The following is a 16,627-nucleotide window of genomic DNA, read 5'->3' on the forward strand; positions in this document are numbered from 1 at the left end:
GAAAACGATTGTCACGATTAACTACTGAACAGCTTTCCATTGGATACGAGAAACGAGAAATTGTACGTGATCTACATTTGAATATACCAGATGGGAAAATAACAACGATTATTGGACCAAATGGTTGTGGGAAATCAACCATTTTAAAAACAATTGCTCGCATTTTACAAGCTTCAAAAGGGGCTGTGTATTTAGATGGAAAGTCCATTCATAAGCAGTCCACAAAAGAGATTGCGAAGAAGATGGCCGTGTTACCTCAGTCACCTGAAGCGCCAAGTGGATTAACGGTAGAAGAATTAGTGGCTTATGGTCGTTATCCCCATCAAAAAGGTTTCGGTCAATTAACAGATTACGATAAAGAGTTAATTCGTTGGTCGCTAGAGCAAACAAACATGGAAGAGTTCGCAGACCGTTCCATTGAAGCACTGTCTGGAGGACAACGTCAGCGTGTGTGGATCGCGATGGCGCTCGCTCAAGAGACAGATATCCTCCTTTTAGATGAACCAACGACTTATTTGGATTTAGCTCATCAGCTTGAAGTATTGCAGGTATTGGAGCGTTTAAATCAAGAGCAAAATCGGACAATCGTTATGGTTATTCATGATTTAAATCATGCGGCTCGTTTTGCAGATTATATGGTTAGTATTCGTTCAGGTGAAATTATAAAAGAAGGAACGCCTGAAGAGGTAATGAACGCGAAAGTATTAAAAGATGTTTTTCAGATTGATGCAAGTATTGTCGCAGATCCACGCACAGGGAAACCAGTTTGTCTGACATACGATCTTCTTCAAAAAGAAGTCACTCTAAGACAAGAAGAAAAAATACCAGCGTATGCATAAACCGCTTTATTGACAGCTTATCAATCATGTTGGTAGGCTGTTTTTCCTACATTATGCTTGCGGTTTCCTTTGTCATATTGTTTATCCTCTACTTTTCTTAGGCTGTTCATTGCAAACTGCACGCTTCATGACTAAAAAATGAAGATTGATAATTGAAAAAAATCAATTTGGATGCTAAGCTCAAATAAGTAAAGGGGGAGAGCAGAATGATTCGTTTTCAAATGTGAAAAGGCTAATTGAATGTGTTTAAAAAGGCCATGTTGCTTGCTAAAAAACACATTCAGGAGGAATAAAAATGAATAAACAAATGAACTGGACTAATCTTACTGAAAAACAAAAGGAACTGCAGTTCTCTGGGAGTATCTATGTACGCAAGAATGGTATTGAACTAATCTCAGATGGCTTCGGTCATGCAATCCGTTCAGAAAAAATAAAAAATCAACCACAAACTCGTTTTTCCATTGCGTCTGGTAGCAAAATCTTTACGTCTGTTGCCATTTGTAAGCTAGTGGAAGAAGGGAAACTCACATTCGACACGACTCTTAAAAACTGCTTACGTGTGGATCTCCCGTATTTTGACAACTCGATTACGATCCATCATCTCTTAACCCATACATCAGGAATTCCAGACTACTTTGATGAGGAGAAAATGGATGACTATGAGGAGCTCTGGGAGACTTTCCCTATGTATCAAGTCCGTTCTGCAAAAGACTTCCTGCCAATGTTTCGGTTAGAAAAAATGCAAGATAAGGTTGGTCGGTCTTTTAAGTACAATAATACAGGCTATATTCTTTTAGGACTCGTTATTGAGGCAATAAGTGGAATGGATTTCGATGCCTATATTGATAAAACGATCTTTACGAAGATTGGTATGACGAATTCAGGCTATTTTTCAGTGGATGAACTTCCTGGGAATGTTGCATGTGGCTATATTGAAAAACCAGATGGAACAGTGAAAACAAATGTGTTTTCACTACCTGCAAAAGGCGGACCAGATGGCGGTGCTTATGTGACTGCACTTGATATAGGTATTTTCTGGGAAGCGCTTATGAATGGTAAACTTTTGTCTGCTGAAATGACGCGAAACTTTATGGCTCCTCAAGAACATGTTGATGAAGACATATTCTATGGGTATATCGGATATATGGAGTCAAATGAACAGGGCGTCGTAAAATTTATACAAATGGGCTATGATCCAGGCGTTAATTATCGTTCTGTCTATTACCCCGAGCAAGGTCTTACGATCGTTGTTTGTTCAAATCAATCAAATGGTGCTTATGAAATTCTTAAAGAATTGGAACGAGTAACCGTAAATAAATAATGAGAGAATAAGGGCAAATCCTTTAGATTTGCTCTTTTTTTCTTCAAATTAGAACTTGTGCAAGCCGTTTCGCCTTTAGTGACAAAAAAGAAAGAGAAACCCATTGACATTGATAATGATATTCGTTATCATTTAGAAAGAACGTGACACATACACGTCTAGTTAATAGACCCCTTTTGGACCCTTGCAAAGCCTAATGCAGGGGTTTTTTTGTTATTTGGAGTGACGATTCTTAGTTGACACATGAAAGGTGTAACTGTGGGTAATCCTAATCGTATGATGCTAGAAAAGGGGCTAAACTGATGATTACGGATGACGAACGACTTATTTTTGAGAGAGAATTAGTGCAGCTTGAAATGGAAAAGCAAAGCAACCAACTCAATAAACGCTATAAAATGTACATAGAGGAACAGATTGAGCTGCTAGAGAGTGTTATATATGGAGATAAACAAGAATAAGTAGAGGCTGTTTCCAATTCTAGAAATATCATATAAAACGTAAAAGCTCTTCTAATGCTTAAGTGCAAAAAAGATAGAGCTTTTTTGAGTGAATTTCCGTTAATTTCACGCAATGGATACACGACATGCGTGGCTAACTTTGTTATAATAATGTGCAGAACGAACGTGCGTATATGTGCTCGTTAAAGGGAGGCACGCGTGAAAACCGATGATGAATAACATAAATGAGTGGTCGCATGTATTTAAGCTCGACCCTAATAAAGAATTAACAATAGATCAACTAGAACGTTTATGCGAATCAGGAACCGACGCGGTGATTGTTGGTGGAACTGATGGTGTGACGTTAGATAATACATTAGAACTACTTGTACAAGTGCGACGATACCCCATAACCGTTGCGCTGGAAGTCTCGAATATGGATTCCATTACACCTGGATTTGATTATTATTTAATTCCAACGGTTTTAAATAGCCGCAACCCTAACTGGATTATTGGTCAACATCACCAGGCAATGAAGGAGTATGGCGAATTAATTGATTGGGATACGTTCATTCCTGAGGGCTATTGTGTGTTGAATCCCAATGCAAAGGTAGCAGAGTTGACGGATGCTACCACTGACTTGTCAGTTGAAGATGTAACGGCTTATGCAAGACTGGCAGAAAACATGTTACACTTGCCGTTCTTCTATATTGAATATAGTGGACAGAAAGGTTCTGTTGATGTGGTGAAGGAAGCGAAAGCTGTCCTCTCTTCAACAAAACTAATTTATGGTGGTGGAATTGAAACGGCAGAAGAGGCAAAGCAATATGCGCAGTATGCTGATGTGACAGTTGTCGGTAATGCTATTTATACAAATTTTAAAGAAGCAGTGAAGACAGTAAAAGCAGTAAAAGGTGGTGCCTATTAAATGCAAGATACAATCATAGAACGAATGTTAGAAGGTCTAAACCCAGAGCAACGAAAAGCGGTTGTACACACAGATGGTCCAGTCTTACTTATGGCTGGAGCTGGTAGCGGAAAGACGCGTGTTTTAACACACCGAATTAGCTATTTGTTACGTCATAATCAAACGCCTCCATGGGCAGTGCTTGCCTTGACGTTTACAAATAAAGCAGCACGAGAAATGAAAGATCGAGTTGCGCAATTAGTTGGTCCAATCGCTGAAGATATTTGGATTTCCACTTTCCACTCCATGTGCGTTCGTATTTTAAGAAGAGACATTGATCGAATTGGCTACAATCGTAATTTCTCCATTCTAGATTCGGCAGATCAACTTTCCGTTATTAAGCAAATTTTAAAAGCACAAAACATTGATACAAAAAAGTTTGATCCTAAAGCAATACTTAGCATGATTTCTAGTGCGAAAAACGAACTTAGATCTGCGAAAGCTTTCGCGAAAACAGCTGAAGGCATGTTTGATCAAGTAGCCGCAGATGTGTATTTAGAATTTGAGAAGCGTTTAAAAGTAAACAATGCGTTAGACTTTGATGATTTAATCATGAAGACGATTGAATTGTTCAGTGATGTGCCGGAAGTCCTCGAATTTTATCAACGCAAATTTCAATACATTCATGTCGATGAGTATCAAGATACAAATAAAGCGCAATATAAGCTTATAAAGCTAATGGGCGACCGTCTACAAAATATTTGTGTTGTAGGTGATTCCGATCAGTCGATATACAAATGGCGAGGAGCGGATATTCAGAATATCCTCTCGTTTGAAAAAGACTATCCAGATGCAACAGTCATTATGCTAGAGCAAAACTATCGTTCCACAAAAACGATCTTGCAAGCTGCTAATAAAGTGATTGGAAATAACGGGAACCGGAAGCCGAAAAATCTTTGGACAGAAAATGACCAAGGGAAAAAGATAACCGTTTATGAAGCGGCATCAGAGCAAGCTGAGGCACAATTTGTTGTGGAAAAAATAAAAGAAACAGCTGCAAAAGAGTCAAGTTTTTCCTATGCTGATGTGGCTATTCTTTACCGGACGAATGCCCAATCTCGAATCATTGAGGAATTCTTTATTAAATCGAATCTAGAATACACGATTGTTGGCGGCACAAAGTTCTACGATCGTAAAGAAATTAAAGATGTTCTTGCTTATCTGCGATTAGTGTCCAATCCAGAAGACGACATTAGTTTAGCACGAATCGTTAATGTTCCAAAAAGAGGAATAGGAGCCACAACGGTAGATAAAATCGCTGCATACGCCACTCAAAATGGTCTGTCGATGTACCGGGCTTTAGCTGAAATTGATCATATTGGTGTGACAGCTCGAGCTAAAACAAAACTTATTGAATTTCGTGATCAAGTTAGCGGGTGGGTTCAACAACAAGATTATTTATCGGTAACAGAGCTTGTTGAAGAGCTTCTAGACAAGGTAGGTTACCGAGATATGTTAAAAGCAGAACAAACGATAGAAGCCCAATCACGCTTAGAAAATATTGATGAATTTATTTCTGTTACGCAGGAATTTGAAAAGCGTAGTGAGGAAAAGGACTTAGTTTCTTTCCTAACAGATTTAGCTTTAGTTGCAGATATTGACCAACTTGATGATGATAAGGTGGAAGCACCTAAAGAGGCTATCACACTTATGACCCTTCATTCAGCTAAAGGATTAGAGTTTCCTTACGTGTTTCTAATTGGGATGGAAGAAGGTATTTTCCCTCACAATCGTTCATTATTTGATGATGAAGAAATGGAAGAAGAGCGACGTTTAGCATATGTTGGTATAACAAGAGCTGAAAAAGAGTTGTATGTAACGAGTGCAAAAATGAGAACATTATACGGACGAACCAATACGAATCCATCGTCACGTTTTATTGCAGAAATTCCAGAAGACTGTAGGGAAGAGCACGGTGTTCCGGTTTGGAGTAGAGGGAGTAAACAAGGAAATAGCGCAGCTTCAATGGCAGCAAAGCGAACAAGCGCCATGTCTTCAAGGATGACCAATACAGGTGGAGACAGCTTTGAATGGGCGGTTGGCGATAAAGCGTCTCACAAAAAATGGGGCGTCGGTACAGTTGTTAGTATAAAAGGAGAAGGGGATTCAGTCGAACTTGATATTGCGTTTACGCCACCAACAGGGATTAAACGATTGTTCGCTAAGTTTGCCCCGATTACGAAAGTATAAGGTAAAGGAGATACATGAATGGACAAGCAACAAGCTGAGGGCAAGATGAAAGAGTTGAAAGAGCAATTAGAGGATTACGGCTACCATTACTATGTCCTTGATCAACCGAAAGTTCCTGATGCAGAATATGATCGCTTACTGCAGGAGTTAGTTCACTTAGAGGAAGCGTTTCCTGAGTTAGCAACAGACGATTCTCCGACGATGCGTATTGGCGGGGAACCTGCATCTGCATTTAAAAAAGTAACCCATCGTGTCCCGATGATGAGCTTGTCTAACGCTTTTTCAGCCGATGATTTACGTAGTTTTGACCGTCGCGTGCGCCAAGCAGTTGGTGATCAGGTTTCGTATGTGTGCGAGCTGAAGTTTGATGGTTTAGCCATCTCCTTAACGTATGAAAACGGTTCGCTTGTACGAGGCGCGACAAGAGGAGATGGAACTACGGGAGAAGAGATTACAAGCAATTTGCGCACAATCCCTTCTATCCCATTACGCTTGAAAAAGCCTGTTTCTATTGAAGTTCGCGGCGAAGCCTATATGCCAAAACAATCGTTTGAGCGGTTAAATGAAGCGAAGGAACAAGCTGGGGAAGAGAAATTTGCGAATCCTAGAAATGCGGCAGCTGGTTCATTACGACAGCTTGACCCTAAGATTGCAGCTAAACGGAATTTAGCTATGTTTGCTTATTCAATTGGTGAATTAAGCGGTCAGACCATTACCAGTCATCATCAAGGATTGGCGTTGTTAGATGATTTAGGTTTTAAAGTAAACAAAGAAGCGACAGTGTGCCAGGACATCGATGAAGTCATTGCTTTTACGGAAAAGTGGGTGGAAAATCGTCATGAACTCCCTTACGAAATTGATGGAATCGTAATTAAAGTGAATGATCTTGCTCAACACGAAACGTTGGGCTTTACAGCTAAAAGTCCACGATGGGCGACAGCATATAAATTTCCCGCTGAGGAAGTAGTGACAACATTATACGATATTGAATTAAACGTAGGACGAACAGGTGTTGTGACGCCAACCGCTATTCTCGAACCAGTTGTTGTTGCAGGGACAACCGTAAAGCGAGCATCCCTACACAACGAAGATTTAATTCGAGAAAAAGATGTTAAGCTTGGCGATACGGTGATCGTTAAAAAAGCAGGCGACATTATTCCTGAAGTCGTTGGTGTCATTATAGAAAAGCGCACTGGAAAAGAAATTGATTTTCATATGCCAACGGAATGTCCAGAATGTAGGAGCGAACTAGACCGGATTGAAGGCGAAGTAGCATTACGCTGTTTGAATCCGAAATGCCCAGCACAAATTCGAGAAGGGCTGATTCATTTTGTTTCAAGAAACGCGATGAATATTGATGGATTAGGTGAAAAAGTCATTAGCCAGCTGTTCTCTCATCAATTAATAGCCGATGTAGCCGATCTTTATACGTTAGACCGTGATGAACTGCTTGCACTCGAACGGATGGGGGAAAAATCCGTAGACAATTTGCTCGATGCAATCCAACGATCAAAAGACAATTCACTTGAGCGTTTATTGTTTGGCTTAGGGATTCGTTTTGTTGGCGCTAAAGCGGCAAAAACCCTCGCATTGGCGTTTGATTCGATGGGTAACCTTCGTCAAGCATCTGTAGATGAGCTGCTGAGTGTAAATGAAATCGGCGAAAAAATGGCAGATTCGATTGTGTCTTATTTCGATAAACCGGAAGTAGATGAGTTACTTGATAAATTGAAGCAAGCGGAAGTGAATATGCAGTATAGAGGTGCAAGACCAGTCATAGAGCAAAGCGATCTTGAGTCGCCTTTCGTTGGGAAAACAATTGTATTAACAGGAAAATTAAGTCATTGGAACCGTAAAGAAGCCCAAGAAAAAATCGAAGCACTTGGTGGAACTGTAACAGGTAGCGTCAGTAAGAAAACCGATATTGTTATTGCTGGAGAAGATGCCGGCTCAAAGCAGAAAAAAGCGGAGAGTCTTGGAATTACGATTTGGACAGAAGCGAAATTTGTTCAAACAATGGAAGATTTAGATTAAGAGAGGGGTACGTTCAATGAAACGTTGGGGGATCATTGGGCTAAGCACCATGCTTTTGGCAGGGTGTTCGATTTTTGGAGGAAATGATGATGGCGAGCAAGATGTACCAGAAGTGGAGATAACAGATGATTCTCTTAGCGTTATTCCGTCTGTTGCTTCCGAAGAAAATCATTATTCAAGTGTGTTGAAAGACGGAGCCTATCTACATGGAGAAACACGAGGCTACGGTGTAAACACAATGAATCGCAGTAATTTAGACTGGTTTGAATTAGGACTAGAAGAAATTGCAAAGGATACGTTTGAACCAGGCTCCTATTATTTTCAGGAGGGGCAACATCTAACAAGAGGAACGGTCGTTAACTGGATTAATCGTTATAGTGAGACAAATCCAGATGGTTTAAATCCAGAACTAGGAGTGGATGATGAGGAGGTGGATCTACAAGAATCCATTGATGCTCGTAAGCAAGATCCACTTATTTTAAGAAATATCTTGGAACATAATTATATGCAGCCAAGCGAGAATGGTACGTATGAGACAGAGGGCATTGTTATTGGGTTAGCGCTCTATAGTGTCTATTCCTTTACGTACGAAGGCACACCGGATTCTCAAGAGATCTCTGCAAACCAACAGGAGCAAGCTGGGAGAGAAGCGGCGGAGAAGATCGTGGAGCGTTTGCGTGATGGTGCAAGTGCGTTAGAAGAAGATATTAGTGATGTCCCAATTGTTGTTGCTTTATTTGACGATAAGCCAAGCAACGATCTTAATGCTGGGAATTTCTTTATGAAAGGTGTATTTGAACCTGGACAAGGGGGAGAATGGACAGACATTAATGAAACACATATCCACTTCCCATCTTCAGACGCTAACAATGATTACCAATATGATGCTGACCGGTTTTCTAAGTTTCAATCAGACATTCAAGGCTTCTTTGAGAATCACGTCGGGGTTGTCGGTAAAGCTCGCTATGAAGAAAATCGTTTAGCAAAATTAGCGGTTACGATTAATATTCAATACAAAGGAAAAGCAGAGGTTGTAGCACTGACCCAGTTTGCAGCTTCTAAAGCAGAAGAATACTTTGAAGAAGTACCGGTAGACATTGAAATATCTTCGATGTCAGGTGTGATTGAAGGCATTGTGTCTTATTACCCTGATCGAGATCCGTTTATTTACGTAACGAATTAAAAGCTGGCCAGTTCTTAGACGAGCTGGCTACCTATCTGCATTTTATTTTCAAAATGTTCATTTTTTATTTTGGGGGTATGAATATGGATCCGATATTACGTCACTTACCAGAAGAAATAAATACAGATCGATTACGAATTCGCGTTCCAAAAAAAGGAGACGGTGAAGCGGTTTATACAAGTATCCAGCGTTCAAAAGAAGAGTTGAAAAAATGGCTTCCTTTTGCTACGAAGGAACAGACAGCGGCAGAGGTGGAACAAAATTTACGCGAAGCATATGCAAAATTCCTTTTAAGGCAAGACATTCGATTACTCTTATTCGAAAAAAGCAATGGGGAATTCGTGGGATCTTCTGGGCTACATAATTTGGATTGGGAAGTACCAAAATGTGAGATTGGCTATTGGATTGATTCTCGTAAAAGTGGATATGGGTTCGTGACAGAAGCAGTAGAGGCAATTACAGCATATGCTTTTACTCACATTCAAGCAAAACGGGTGTATATTCGCTGTGATTCAGCGAATCAAAACAGTCGTGCAGTTGCAATGCGAGCAGGCTTTCAACTGGAAGGCATATTAAAAAATGATGAGTGGTCTGTTGACAAAACAATGCTAACGGATACGGCTATTTATGCTAAAACGGTAGAGTAGGGGGGGCAACCATCAATGAAATTGCTTTTTCACTATAATTGGCAAGTTCGTGAAGAGTGGATAAATTGGTGTGAACAATTAAGCCAAGAAGCCTTTTTAAAAGAACGAATTGGAGGTGTTGGTAGTTTTGCCAAAACGTTACACCATATTATTGATGTAGAGTGGAGCTGGATTAGACGATTGGAATGTAAGCCAGATCCAGAAGCAACGTTGTCACAGGAAACAACACTTCTAGACATACGGCAGCTTCATCAAACCTACCATTATGACGTGCAACTGTTTATTGAGCGTTGGACGCCTTCGTATGAGGATCGTATATACGATGATGGCCATCCACCTTACGATACGTGGGGAGTTATTATGCGGCATATCATCGCCCATGAAATTCATCATATTGGACAATTGTCTATATGGGCAAGAGAGCTCGACTTAAAGCCCGTTTCAGCAAATGTCATTGGAAGAAAGCTTAGCTAATCATATGTAAAGCTCTTTATATAAGCCTATATTGGGTGAAGCGATGTTGTGGTTTGGGAAGGGTATCACCAGAGTGAATAGAGGTTAATGATACGGCTTTACTTCCCAAGGTGGGGGTTTGGTAAGATGCACATTGAGTTTGTAGGCAAAAGCTTGCGCCGTTTCATAGGAATCGAAAATGAGCGGTTGTTGATCACTAGATTTTAATAGAACCGTGACCGAGTTGTTTGTCGTTCGTTCCAATCGGTACATACATACCTCCTTTTCCATGCTTTTCTACTTAACGTTACTCTCATAAAGTATCGCAGAAAAGCGGGCAGAAAGATAGCGTTTTCAGAAATATTGTGAAATTATTAAATTGATGCTTTGTTGCTTGAGTGTGTTGAATTTGGTATTATTAATCATATTGTCAAAAGTTCGTTTTGGAGGTGCCATTATGTCTAGAATTTCACAAGAACAAGTTAAACACGTCGCTCACCTTGCGCGTTTATCCATAACAGAAGAAGAAGCAGAACGTTTTCAGGGGCAGTTAGAAGCCATTATTACTGCCGCAGAGCAATTAAACGAAGTTGATACAGAAGGGGTTATCCCGACAACTCATGTGCTAACGATGCAAAATGTTATGCGTGAAGATAAGCCAGTTGAAGGTTTGAAAGTAGAAGAAGTGTTAAAAAACGCGCCAGATCACGAAGGCGGACAAGTCCGTGTTCCTTCAGTGTTTTAATGGTTGTTTAAGAGGAGGACTAGCATGTCATTATTTGATCATTCGATAAAAGAGCTGCACCATAAGTTAGCAGCAAAAGAAATTAATGTGAGTGACCTTGTTGATACGTCGTATAAGCGTATTGGAGAAGTAGACGATAAGGTTAAAGCGTTTCTAACATTAGATGAAGAACGAGCTCGTACTTTAGCGAAGCAATTAGATGAAGTGGATGCATCTGCAAAAGATGTATTGTTCGGAATGCCAATTGGGATTAAGGATAATATTGTTACAAAAGACTTACGTACAACATGTTCAAGTAAAATGCTAGAAAACTTTAATCCGATTTACGATGCGACAGTCATGAACAAGCTAAGAGCGGCTGAGACAATTACAATCGGGAAAATTAATATGGATGAGTTTGCGATGGGTTCTTCAAATGAAAACTCAGCGTTCCAAACAACAGCAAATCCATGGAATACAGACTACGTTCCTGGTGGATCGAGTGGTGGTTCTGCGGCTGCGGTTGCTGCTGGCGAAGTACCATTTTCTCTCGGTTCTGATACAGGTGGTTCCATTCGTCAGCCTGCAGCGTACTGTGGAGTTGTTGGTTTAAAACCTACATATGGTCGTGTATCAAGATATGGTTTAGTTGCGTTTGCATCTTCCCTTGATCAAATTGGTCCAATTACGCGCTCTGTAGAAGACAATGCGTATCTTTTTGAAGCAATTGCTGGTCACTGCCCGTCTGATTCTACGTCAGCACAATTACCGGTTCCGCCGTATCATGAATCTTTAACAGGTGACATTAAAGGTTTGCGAATCGCAGTGCCATCTGAGTATCTTGGAGAAGGTGTCGATCCTGATGTACGTCAATCGATCCTTGATGCGCTAGCTGTTTTAGAAAAACAAGGTGCCGTATGGGAAGAAGTTTCTTTACCGCACTCTAAGTATGCTCTTGCTGCTTACTATGTAATTGCATCTTCAGAAGCCTCTGCCAACCTTGCTCGTTTTGATGGTGTTCGATATGGTTATCGTGCTGAAGGGGCAAAAGACTTACTCGATCTTTATAAGAAAACGCGCTCTGAAGGTTTTGGAGATGAAGTGAAGCGTAGAATTATGCTTGGCACATTCGCATTAAGCTCAGGGTACTATGACGCTTATTATAAGAAAGCACAGCAAGTTCGTACGCTCATCAAGAAAGATTTTGATGATGTATTTGCTTCTTACGATGTCGTTATTGGTCCGACAACACCTACACCTGCATTCCGCATTGGGGATCAATTAAATGATCCAATGACGATGTATGCAAACGATATTTTAACAATTCCTGTTAACCTTTCTGGTGTGCCGGCATTATCGGTTCCATGTGGATTTAAAGATGGCTTGCCGCTAGGCTTACAAATTATCGGTAAGCACTTTGATGAAGCAACGATTTACCGTGTTGCCGATGTGTACGAAAAAGCAACATCATTTTCTAAAGAAAAGCCAGCATTGTAAGGGAGGGAATTCGTGATGAATTTTGAAACAATTATTGGATTAGAAGTACACGTAGAGTTAAAAACAGAATCAAAAATTTTCTCACCGAGCCCTAACCATTTCGGTGCTGATCCTAATACAAATACGAGTGTGATTGACCTTGGCTATCCAGGTGTTTTACCAGTATTAAATGAACGAGCTGTTGATTTTGCAATGAAAGCTGCTTTAGCCTTAAATTGCCAAATTGCGACAGATACAAAGTTTGATCGAAAAAACTATTTTTATCCAGACAATCCTAAAGCCTATCAGATATCACAATTTGACAAGCCTATTGGTGAAAACGGATGGATTGAAATTGAAGTAAATGGAAAAAAGAAAAAGATTGGTATTACGCGTCTGCACATGGAAGAGGATGCAGGAAAGCTTACGCACGCTGATGATGGCTATTCTCTTGTCGACTATAACCGTCAAGGAACACCGCTTGTCGAGATCGTTTCTGAGCCAGACATTCGCACGCCAGAAGAAGCATATGCTTACTTGGAAAAGTTAAAAGCGATTATCCAATATACAGGTGTATCTGACTGTAAAATGGAGGAAGGTTCTTTACGTTGTGACGCAAACATTTCTCTTCGTCCAATAGGGCAAGAAAAATTCGGTACAAAAACAGAGTTGAAGAACTTAAATTCATTTAACTTTGTTCGTAAAGGCTTAGAGTACGAAGAAAAGCGTCAAGAACAAGTGTTAGTAGCTGGTGGTGTAATTGAGCAAGAAACACGTCGCTATGATGAAGCTGGAAACAAAACGATTCTCATGCGTGTCAAAGAAGGGTCAGACGATTACCGTTACTTCCCTGAGCCAGACTTGCTTAATCTATATATTGATGACAGCTGGAAAGAGCGAGTTCGTCAAGAGATTCCTGAACTGCCTGATGCGCGAAAAGAACGCTATGTGCGTGACCTTGGCTTACCTGCATATGATGCGCATGTATTGACGTTAACAAAAGAAATGTCGGATTTCTTTGAAGAGACATTGCAACAAGGGGCAGACTCTAAGCTTACTTCAAATTACTTAATGGGTGACGTACTTGCTTATTTGAATGCAGAACAGAAGGAATTAGTTGATGTTGCGTTAACACCAGCTGGTTTAGCCGGCATGATTAAGCTTATTTCAGAAGGTACGATTTCTTCAAAAATTGCTAAAAAAGTATTTAAAGAGCTTATTGAAAACGGTGGCGATGCGGAACAAATCGTTAAAGATAAAGGACTTGTGCAAATTTCTGATGAAGGTGAACTGCGTAAAATGGTTACTGACGTATTAGATGCAAATGAACAGTCCATTATCGATTACAAAAACGGAAAAGATCGTGCGCTCGGATTCCTTGTCGGACAAATAATGAAGGCATCAAAAGGAAAAGCGAATCCACCGATGGTAAATAAGCTATTAGTGGAAGAGATGAACAAACGGTAAGTAACAAAAACAAGAGAGCCAGCGTGTTCTCTTGTTTTTTATGGCGAAAGCGTTTAGTATGCTGATCTTTAGGGAAAAATAAGGAAGATGTTTACTAGTTTTTACATCTTTTCAGTCATTCTTGCATACGTTTCTCTTGGAAAATAACGTACAATGAGAATGGGATAAAGTGAAATGGAAAAGTAGGGATTGCAATGAAACGAGCGCGATTAATTTATAATCCGAGCTCCGGTAGAGAGCAATTAAAGAAAAATTTAGCCTATATATTAAATCGATTAGAACAAGCTGGTTATGAAGCATCTGCCCATGCGACAACACCTGAAGAAGGCTGTGCCATTCGAGCAGCGCGACAAGCAGGGGAGCGAGGGTTTGATTTAGTTATTGCAGCAGGAGGCGATGGGACGATTTTTGAAGTCGTTAACGGCCTAGCTGATTTGGAAACGCGTCCGATGCTCGGCATCATTCCAGCAGGAACAACAAATGACTTTGCTCGTGCGCTTGAGATTTCACGTGATATAGAACAAGCGATGAATGTCATTTGTGACGGTCATTATGAGCCAATTGATATCGGGCGAATGAATAATAAATACTTTACAAACATTGCTGCAGCCGGAACGCTTACTGAATTAACCTATGAAGTTCCAGCAAAGTTAAAAACGATGGTTGGACAAATGGCTTACTACATAAAAGGAATTGAAAAACTTCCTCAAGTAAAACCAACCGCGGTACGAATTGAGTATGATGGCAAGTTATTTGAAGGCGAGATTATGATGTTCCTCGTCGCAAATACGAATTCGGTTGGAGGCTTTGAAAAGCTAGCGCCAAGTGCATCTTTACAAGATGGTATGTTTGACTTCCTTGTAGTGAAAAAAACATCATTCCCAGAATTTGTTCATTTGGCATCCCTTGCATTAAGAGGGGAGCATATCAATCATTCCAAACTTCTGTATGTGAAGGCAAATCGAATTAAGGTAGAGCTGCTCGAAAATCATGAAATGCAATTAAATTTAGATGGTGAACGTGGTGGCGTGCTACCTGCGGAATTTGTAAACATGTACCACCATTTTCAATTATTAATGCCAAAAAACCGAAAAAAGCGCTAGCATAGAAGAGAATAAAAAAGAGATGTCGAACGAGGACATCTCTTTTTTTATGATAGTTTCTTGCTTTTTATTTGCTTTTATAGGTTTTTTTACGATTTAAGCAACATTAATCAAAATAAAAAGTTTGCTTTTGTTGTCATTGTTGAGTATAGTATAGAAAAGGAGTGTGATCTCATGCTTGCAGAGGAAAGGCAAAAACAAATTATGCAAGACTTGTATGAATCTCAATCTGTTAAAATTTCGGATCTTATTGAACGTTTGCAAGTGACCCGTGAAACGATTCGCAAAGACCTATATGATTTAGAAGAAAAAGGATTCATTCGTAAAGTTCACGGCGGTGCTGTGTTGAATAAATCCAACATTCAAACAGCTTATACAAATCGTAAATCGGTGAATGAAAAGGAAAAACGAGGGATTGCTAAAAAAGCAGCAGCGTTTGTTGAAGAAGGAGACACGGTCTACATTGACTACGGTACAACCGCCCTTTATCTCACTCAAGAACTAATGCTCCATGCTAACGACCTAACGATTGTTACGAATTCGTTAGCAATTGCTAATGAAGTCGTGGACGGCTCCGATTTTGAACTCATTTTAATTGGTGGAAACGTACGTCGAAATGAACGGTCAACCGTTGGCCCGATAGCAACACGAACGATGAATGATTTATTTGTTGATATTGGATTTTTTAGTGCTGGTGCATTACATCCAACACATGGTTATACAAGCGTACACTTAGGTGAAGCAGAAGTTTCTAGATTGATGCTGCAACATACGCACAAGCATGTGATGATGATTGATTATTCGAAGTTTGGAACAGTGCATATGAATCGTGTTGCAAAAATAGAAGAAATCGAGCGTCTCATAACAGACGAAAAAGCAGATAACGACATGCTTGAAGAAATTGAACAAAAGACAAAAGATGTTGTGATTGCTAAAAGTTCAGAGTAATCGATGGATCACTTCTTATTTGATGCGTCATTCGTCTATTTGAATCAATCGATTCACACAAAAACAGAACTACTTACAGCTCTCGGCACACAGATGGAAACTTCACGATGTGCCACTTCTGGCTATACGCGAGCTTTACTTCAACGAGAACAAGAACATCCGACAGGTATTCCGTTTCAACCAACAGGAGTTGCCATTCCACACAGTGATGAGACGTTTATAGTGAAAAGTAAAATTAGTCTGCTTACATTACGGCGACCGATTTATTATGAACAAATGGGAACAACGAGTACTTTTATTCCTGTGTCCGTTATTTTTTTATTAGGCATTAAGAATGATCAAGCAGCTCGTAAAACGGTTCTCACCCTCTTGGAAAAAATACAAAACCGTCATTTTTTATCTACCATTCGTTCACTATCATCACCCTATGAAGCAAGTCAGTATTTAAATAAGCATGTACAAAACCTATAAGGAGGAATTGATGTGAAAACGATTATTGTTGCATGTTCTGGAGCTTTGGCTACTTCGATGGTTGTTGCTGGCAAAGTAGATAGATTGCTTAAAGACAACAAAATCACAGCTACGATCGTAGAATGTCGTCTCACTGAAATTGAAGATAAGCGTGACCAAGCTGATCTTATTATTACGACAACCAATGTCTATCGTTCATATGGTGTCCCTACTCTTCATGGCTTGCCCTTTCTATCAGGTGCCGGAGTTAGTAAGGTCAGTGACGAAATACTCTCCTATTTAACTTAACTTGATGAAAATGCTCAATGAGACTTGTCGTATAGATTCTTGATATCTTTTCGTTCTTCCCGTATATATATGTAAAGAA

17 protein-coding genes are annotated in these 16,627 nt (G+C 40.0%); 16 read left to right on the top strand and 1 reads right to left on the bottom strand.

The features are described from left to right. Window positions 1–8 precede the first annotated feature (8 nt). The 9 genes from PQ477_RS13655 (at window position 9) to PQ477_RS13695 (ending at window position 10,092) form a co-directional block, all read left to right on the top strand. A complete protein-coding gene (locus PQ477_RS13655) occupies window positions 9–839 on the top strand; it encodes an ABC transporter ATP-binding protein (protein WP_060705179.1) in 831 nt (276 codons plus the stop codon). 295 nt (window positions 840–1,134) lie between these two features. Continuing rightward, window positions 1,135–2,160 (top strand): serine hydrolase domain-containing protein, encoded by a 1,026-nt coding sequence (locus PQ477_RS13660; protein WP_274272192.1) that lies wholly within the window; start codon window positions 1,135–1,137, stop codon window positions 2,158–2,160. A gap of 302 nt (window positions 2,161–2,462) precedes the next feature. After that, window positions 2,463–2,618, top strand: coding sequence for a hypothetical protein (locus PQ477_RS13665; RefSeq protein WP_158331939.1), 156 nt, complete (start codon window positions 2,463–2,465; stop codon window positions 2,616–2,618). 211 nt (window positions 2,619–2,829) lie between these two features. Next, a complete protein-coding gene (pcrB, locus tag PQ477_RS13670) occupies window positions 2,830–3,525 on the top strand; it encodes a heptaprenylglyceryl phosphate synthase (protein ID WP_035393336.1) in 696 nt (231 codons plus the stop codon). Further along, window positions 3,526–5,754, top strand: coding sequence for a DNA helicase PcrA (gene pcrA / locus PQ477_RS13675; RefSeq protein ID WP_274272193.1), 2,229 nt, complete (start codon window positions 3,526–3,528; stop codon window positions 5,752–5,754). Window positions 5,755–5,772: 18 nt separating this feature from the next. Then, a complete protein-coding gene (gene ligA / locus PQ477_RS13680) occupies window positions 5,773–7,788 on the top strand; it encodes an NAD-dependent DNA ligase LigA (protein WP_274272194.1) in 2,016 nt (671 codons plus the stop codon). A gap of 16 nt (window positions 7,789–7,804) precedes the next feature. Next, the gene (locus PQ477_RS13685) at window positions 7,805–8,971 is read left to right on the top strand and encodes a CamS family sex pheromone protein (protein ID WP_274272195.1); all 1,167 of its coding nucleotides are present in this window, start codon (window positions 7,805–7,807) and stop codon (window positions 8,969–8,971) included. Window positions 8,972–9,054: 83 nt separating this feature from the next. Continuing rightward, the gene (locus PQ477_RS13690) at window positions 9,055–9,618 is read left to right on the top strand and encodes a GNAT family N-acetyltransferase (protein ID WP_035393216.1); all 564 of its coding nucleotides are present in this window, start codon (window positions 9,055–9,057) and stop codon (window positions 9,616–9,618) included. Window positions 9,619–9,633: 15 nt separating this feature from the next. After that, window positions 9,634–10,092 carry a DinB family protein gene (locus tag PQ477_RS13695; protein WP_274272197.1) on the top strand — a complete coding sequence of 153 codons (459 nt, stop codon included), beginning with the start codon at window positions 9,634–9,636 and terminating at the stop codon, window positions 10,090–10,092. Between the two features lie 84 nt (window positions 10,093–10,176). Here the strand turns inward: PQ477_RS13695 and PQ477_RS13700 are convergent, their stop codons facing one another. After that, window positions 10,177–10,344: a hypothetical protein gene (locus tag PQ477_RS13700; protein WP_158331938.1), complete on the bottom strand. Its 168-nt coding sequence runs from the start codon at window positions 10,342–10,344 to the stop codon at window positions 10,177–10,179. Window positions 10,345–10,528: 184 nt separating this feature from the next. Here PQ477_RS13700 and gatC point away from each other — a divergent pair, with 184 nt between their 5' ends. The 7 genes from gatC to PQ477_RS13735 all read left to right on the top strand — a co-directional run bounded on the left by gatC (window position 10,529) and on the right by PQ477_RS13735 (window position 16,548). Continuing rightward, window positions 10,529–10,816: an Asp-tRNA(Asn)/Glu-tRNA(Gln) amidotransferase subunit GatC gene (gene gatC / locus PQ477_RS13705; protein WP_144558479.1), complete on the top strand. Its 288-nt coding sequence runs from the start codon at window positions 10,529–10,531 to the stop codon at window positions 10,814–10,816. Between the two features lie 24 nt (window positions 10,817–10,840). Further along, entirely contained in the window at window positions 10,841–12,292 is a 1,452-nt protein-coding gene (gene gatA / locus PQ477_RS13710; RefSeq protein WP_274272198.1) for an Asp-tRNA(Asn)/Glu-tRNA(Gln) amidotransferase subunit GatA, read from the top strand. Window positions 12,293–12,307: 15 nt separating this feature from the next. Beyond that, window positions 12,308–13,738, top strand: a complete 1,431-nt coding sequence (gene gatB, locus PQ477_RS13715) for an Asp-tRNA(Asn)/Glu-tRNA(Gln) amidotransferase subunit GatB (protein WP_144558480.1) — start codon at window positions 12,308–12,310, stop codon at window positions 13,736–13,738. A 194-nt stretch (window positions 13,739–13,932) separates the two neighbouring features. After that, window positions 13,933–14,841: a diacylglycerol kinase gene (locus PQ477_RS13720; protein ID WP_144558481.1), complete on the top strand. Its 909-nt coding sequence runs from the start codon at window positions 13,933–13,935 to the stop codon at window positions 14,839–14,841. A 174-nt stretch (window positions 14,842–15,015) separates the two neighbouring features. Further along, window positions 15,016–15,789 (top strand): DeoR/GlpR family DNA-binding transcription regulator, encoded by a 774-nt coding sequence (locus PQ477_RS13725; RefSeq protein ID WP_274272199.1) that lies wholly within the window; start codon window positions 15,016–15,018, stop codon window positions 15,787–15,789. Between the two features lie 3 nt (window positions 15,790–15,792). After that, complete coding sequence (locus PQ477_RS13730; RefSeq protein ID WP_035393209.1) at window positions 15,793–16,260, top strand: PTS sugar transporter subunit IIA; 468 nt, start codon at window positions 15,793–15,795, stop codon at window positions 16,258–16,260. A 12-nt stretch (window positions 16,261–16,272) separates the two neighbouring features. Continuing rightward, window positions 16,273–16,548: a PTS sugar transporter subunit IIB gene (locus PQ477_RS13735; RefSeq protein WP_035393207.1), complete on the top strand. Its 276-nt coding sequence runs from the start codon at window positions 16,273–16,275 to the stop codon at window positions 16,546–16,548. Window positions 16,549–16,627: the final 79 nt, after the last annotated feature.

The organism is Shouchella hunanensis, assembly GCF_028735875.1.
GTDB lineage: Bacteria > Bacillota > Bacilli > Bacillales > Bacillaceae_D > Shouchella > Shouchella hunanensis.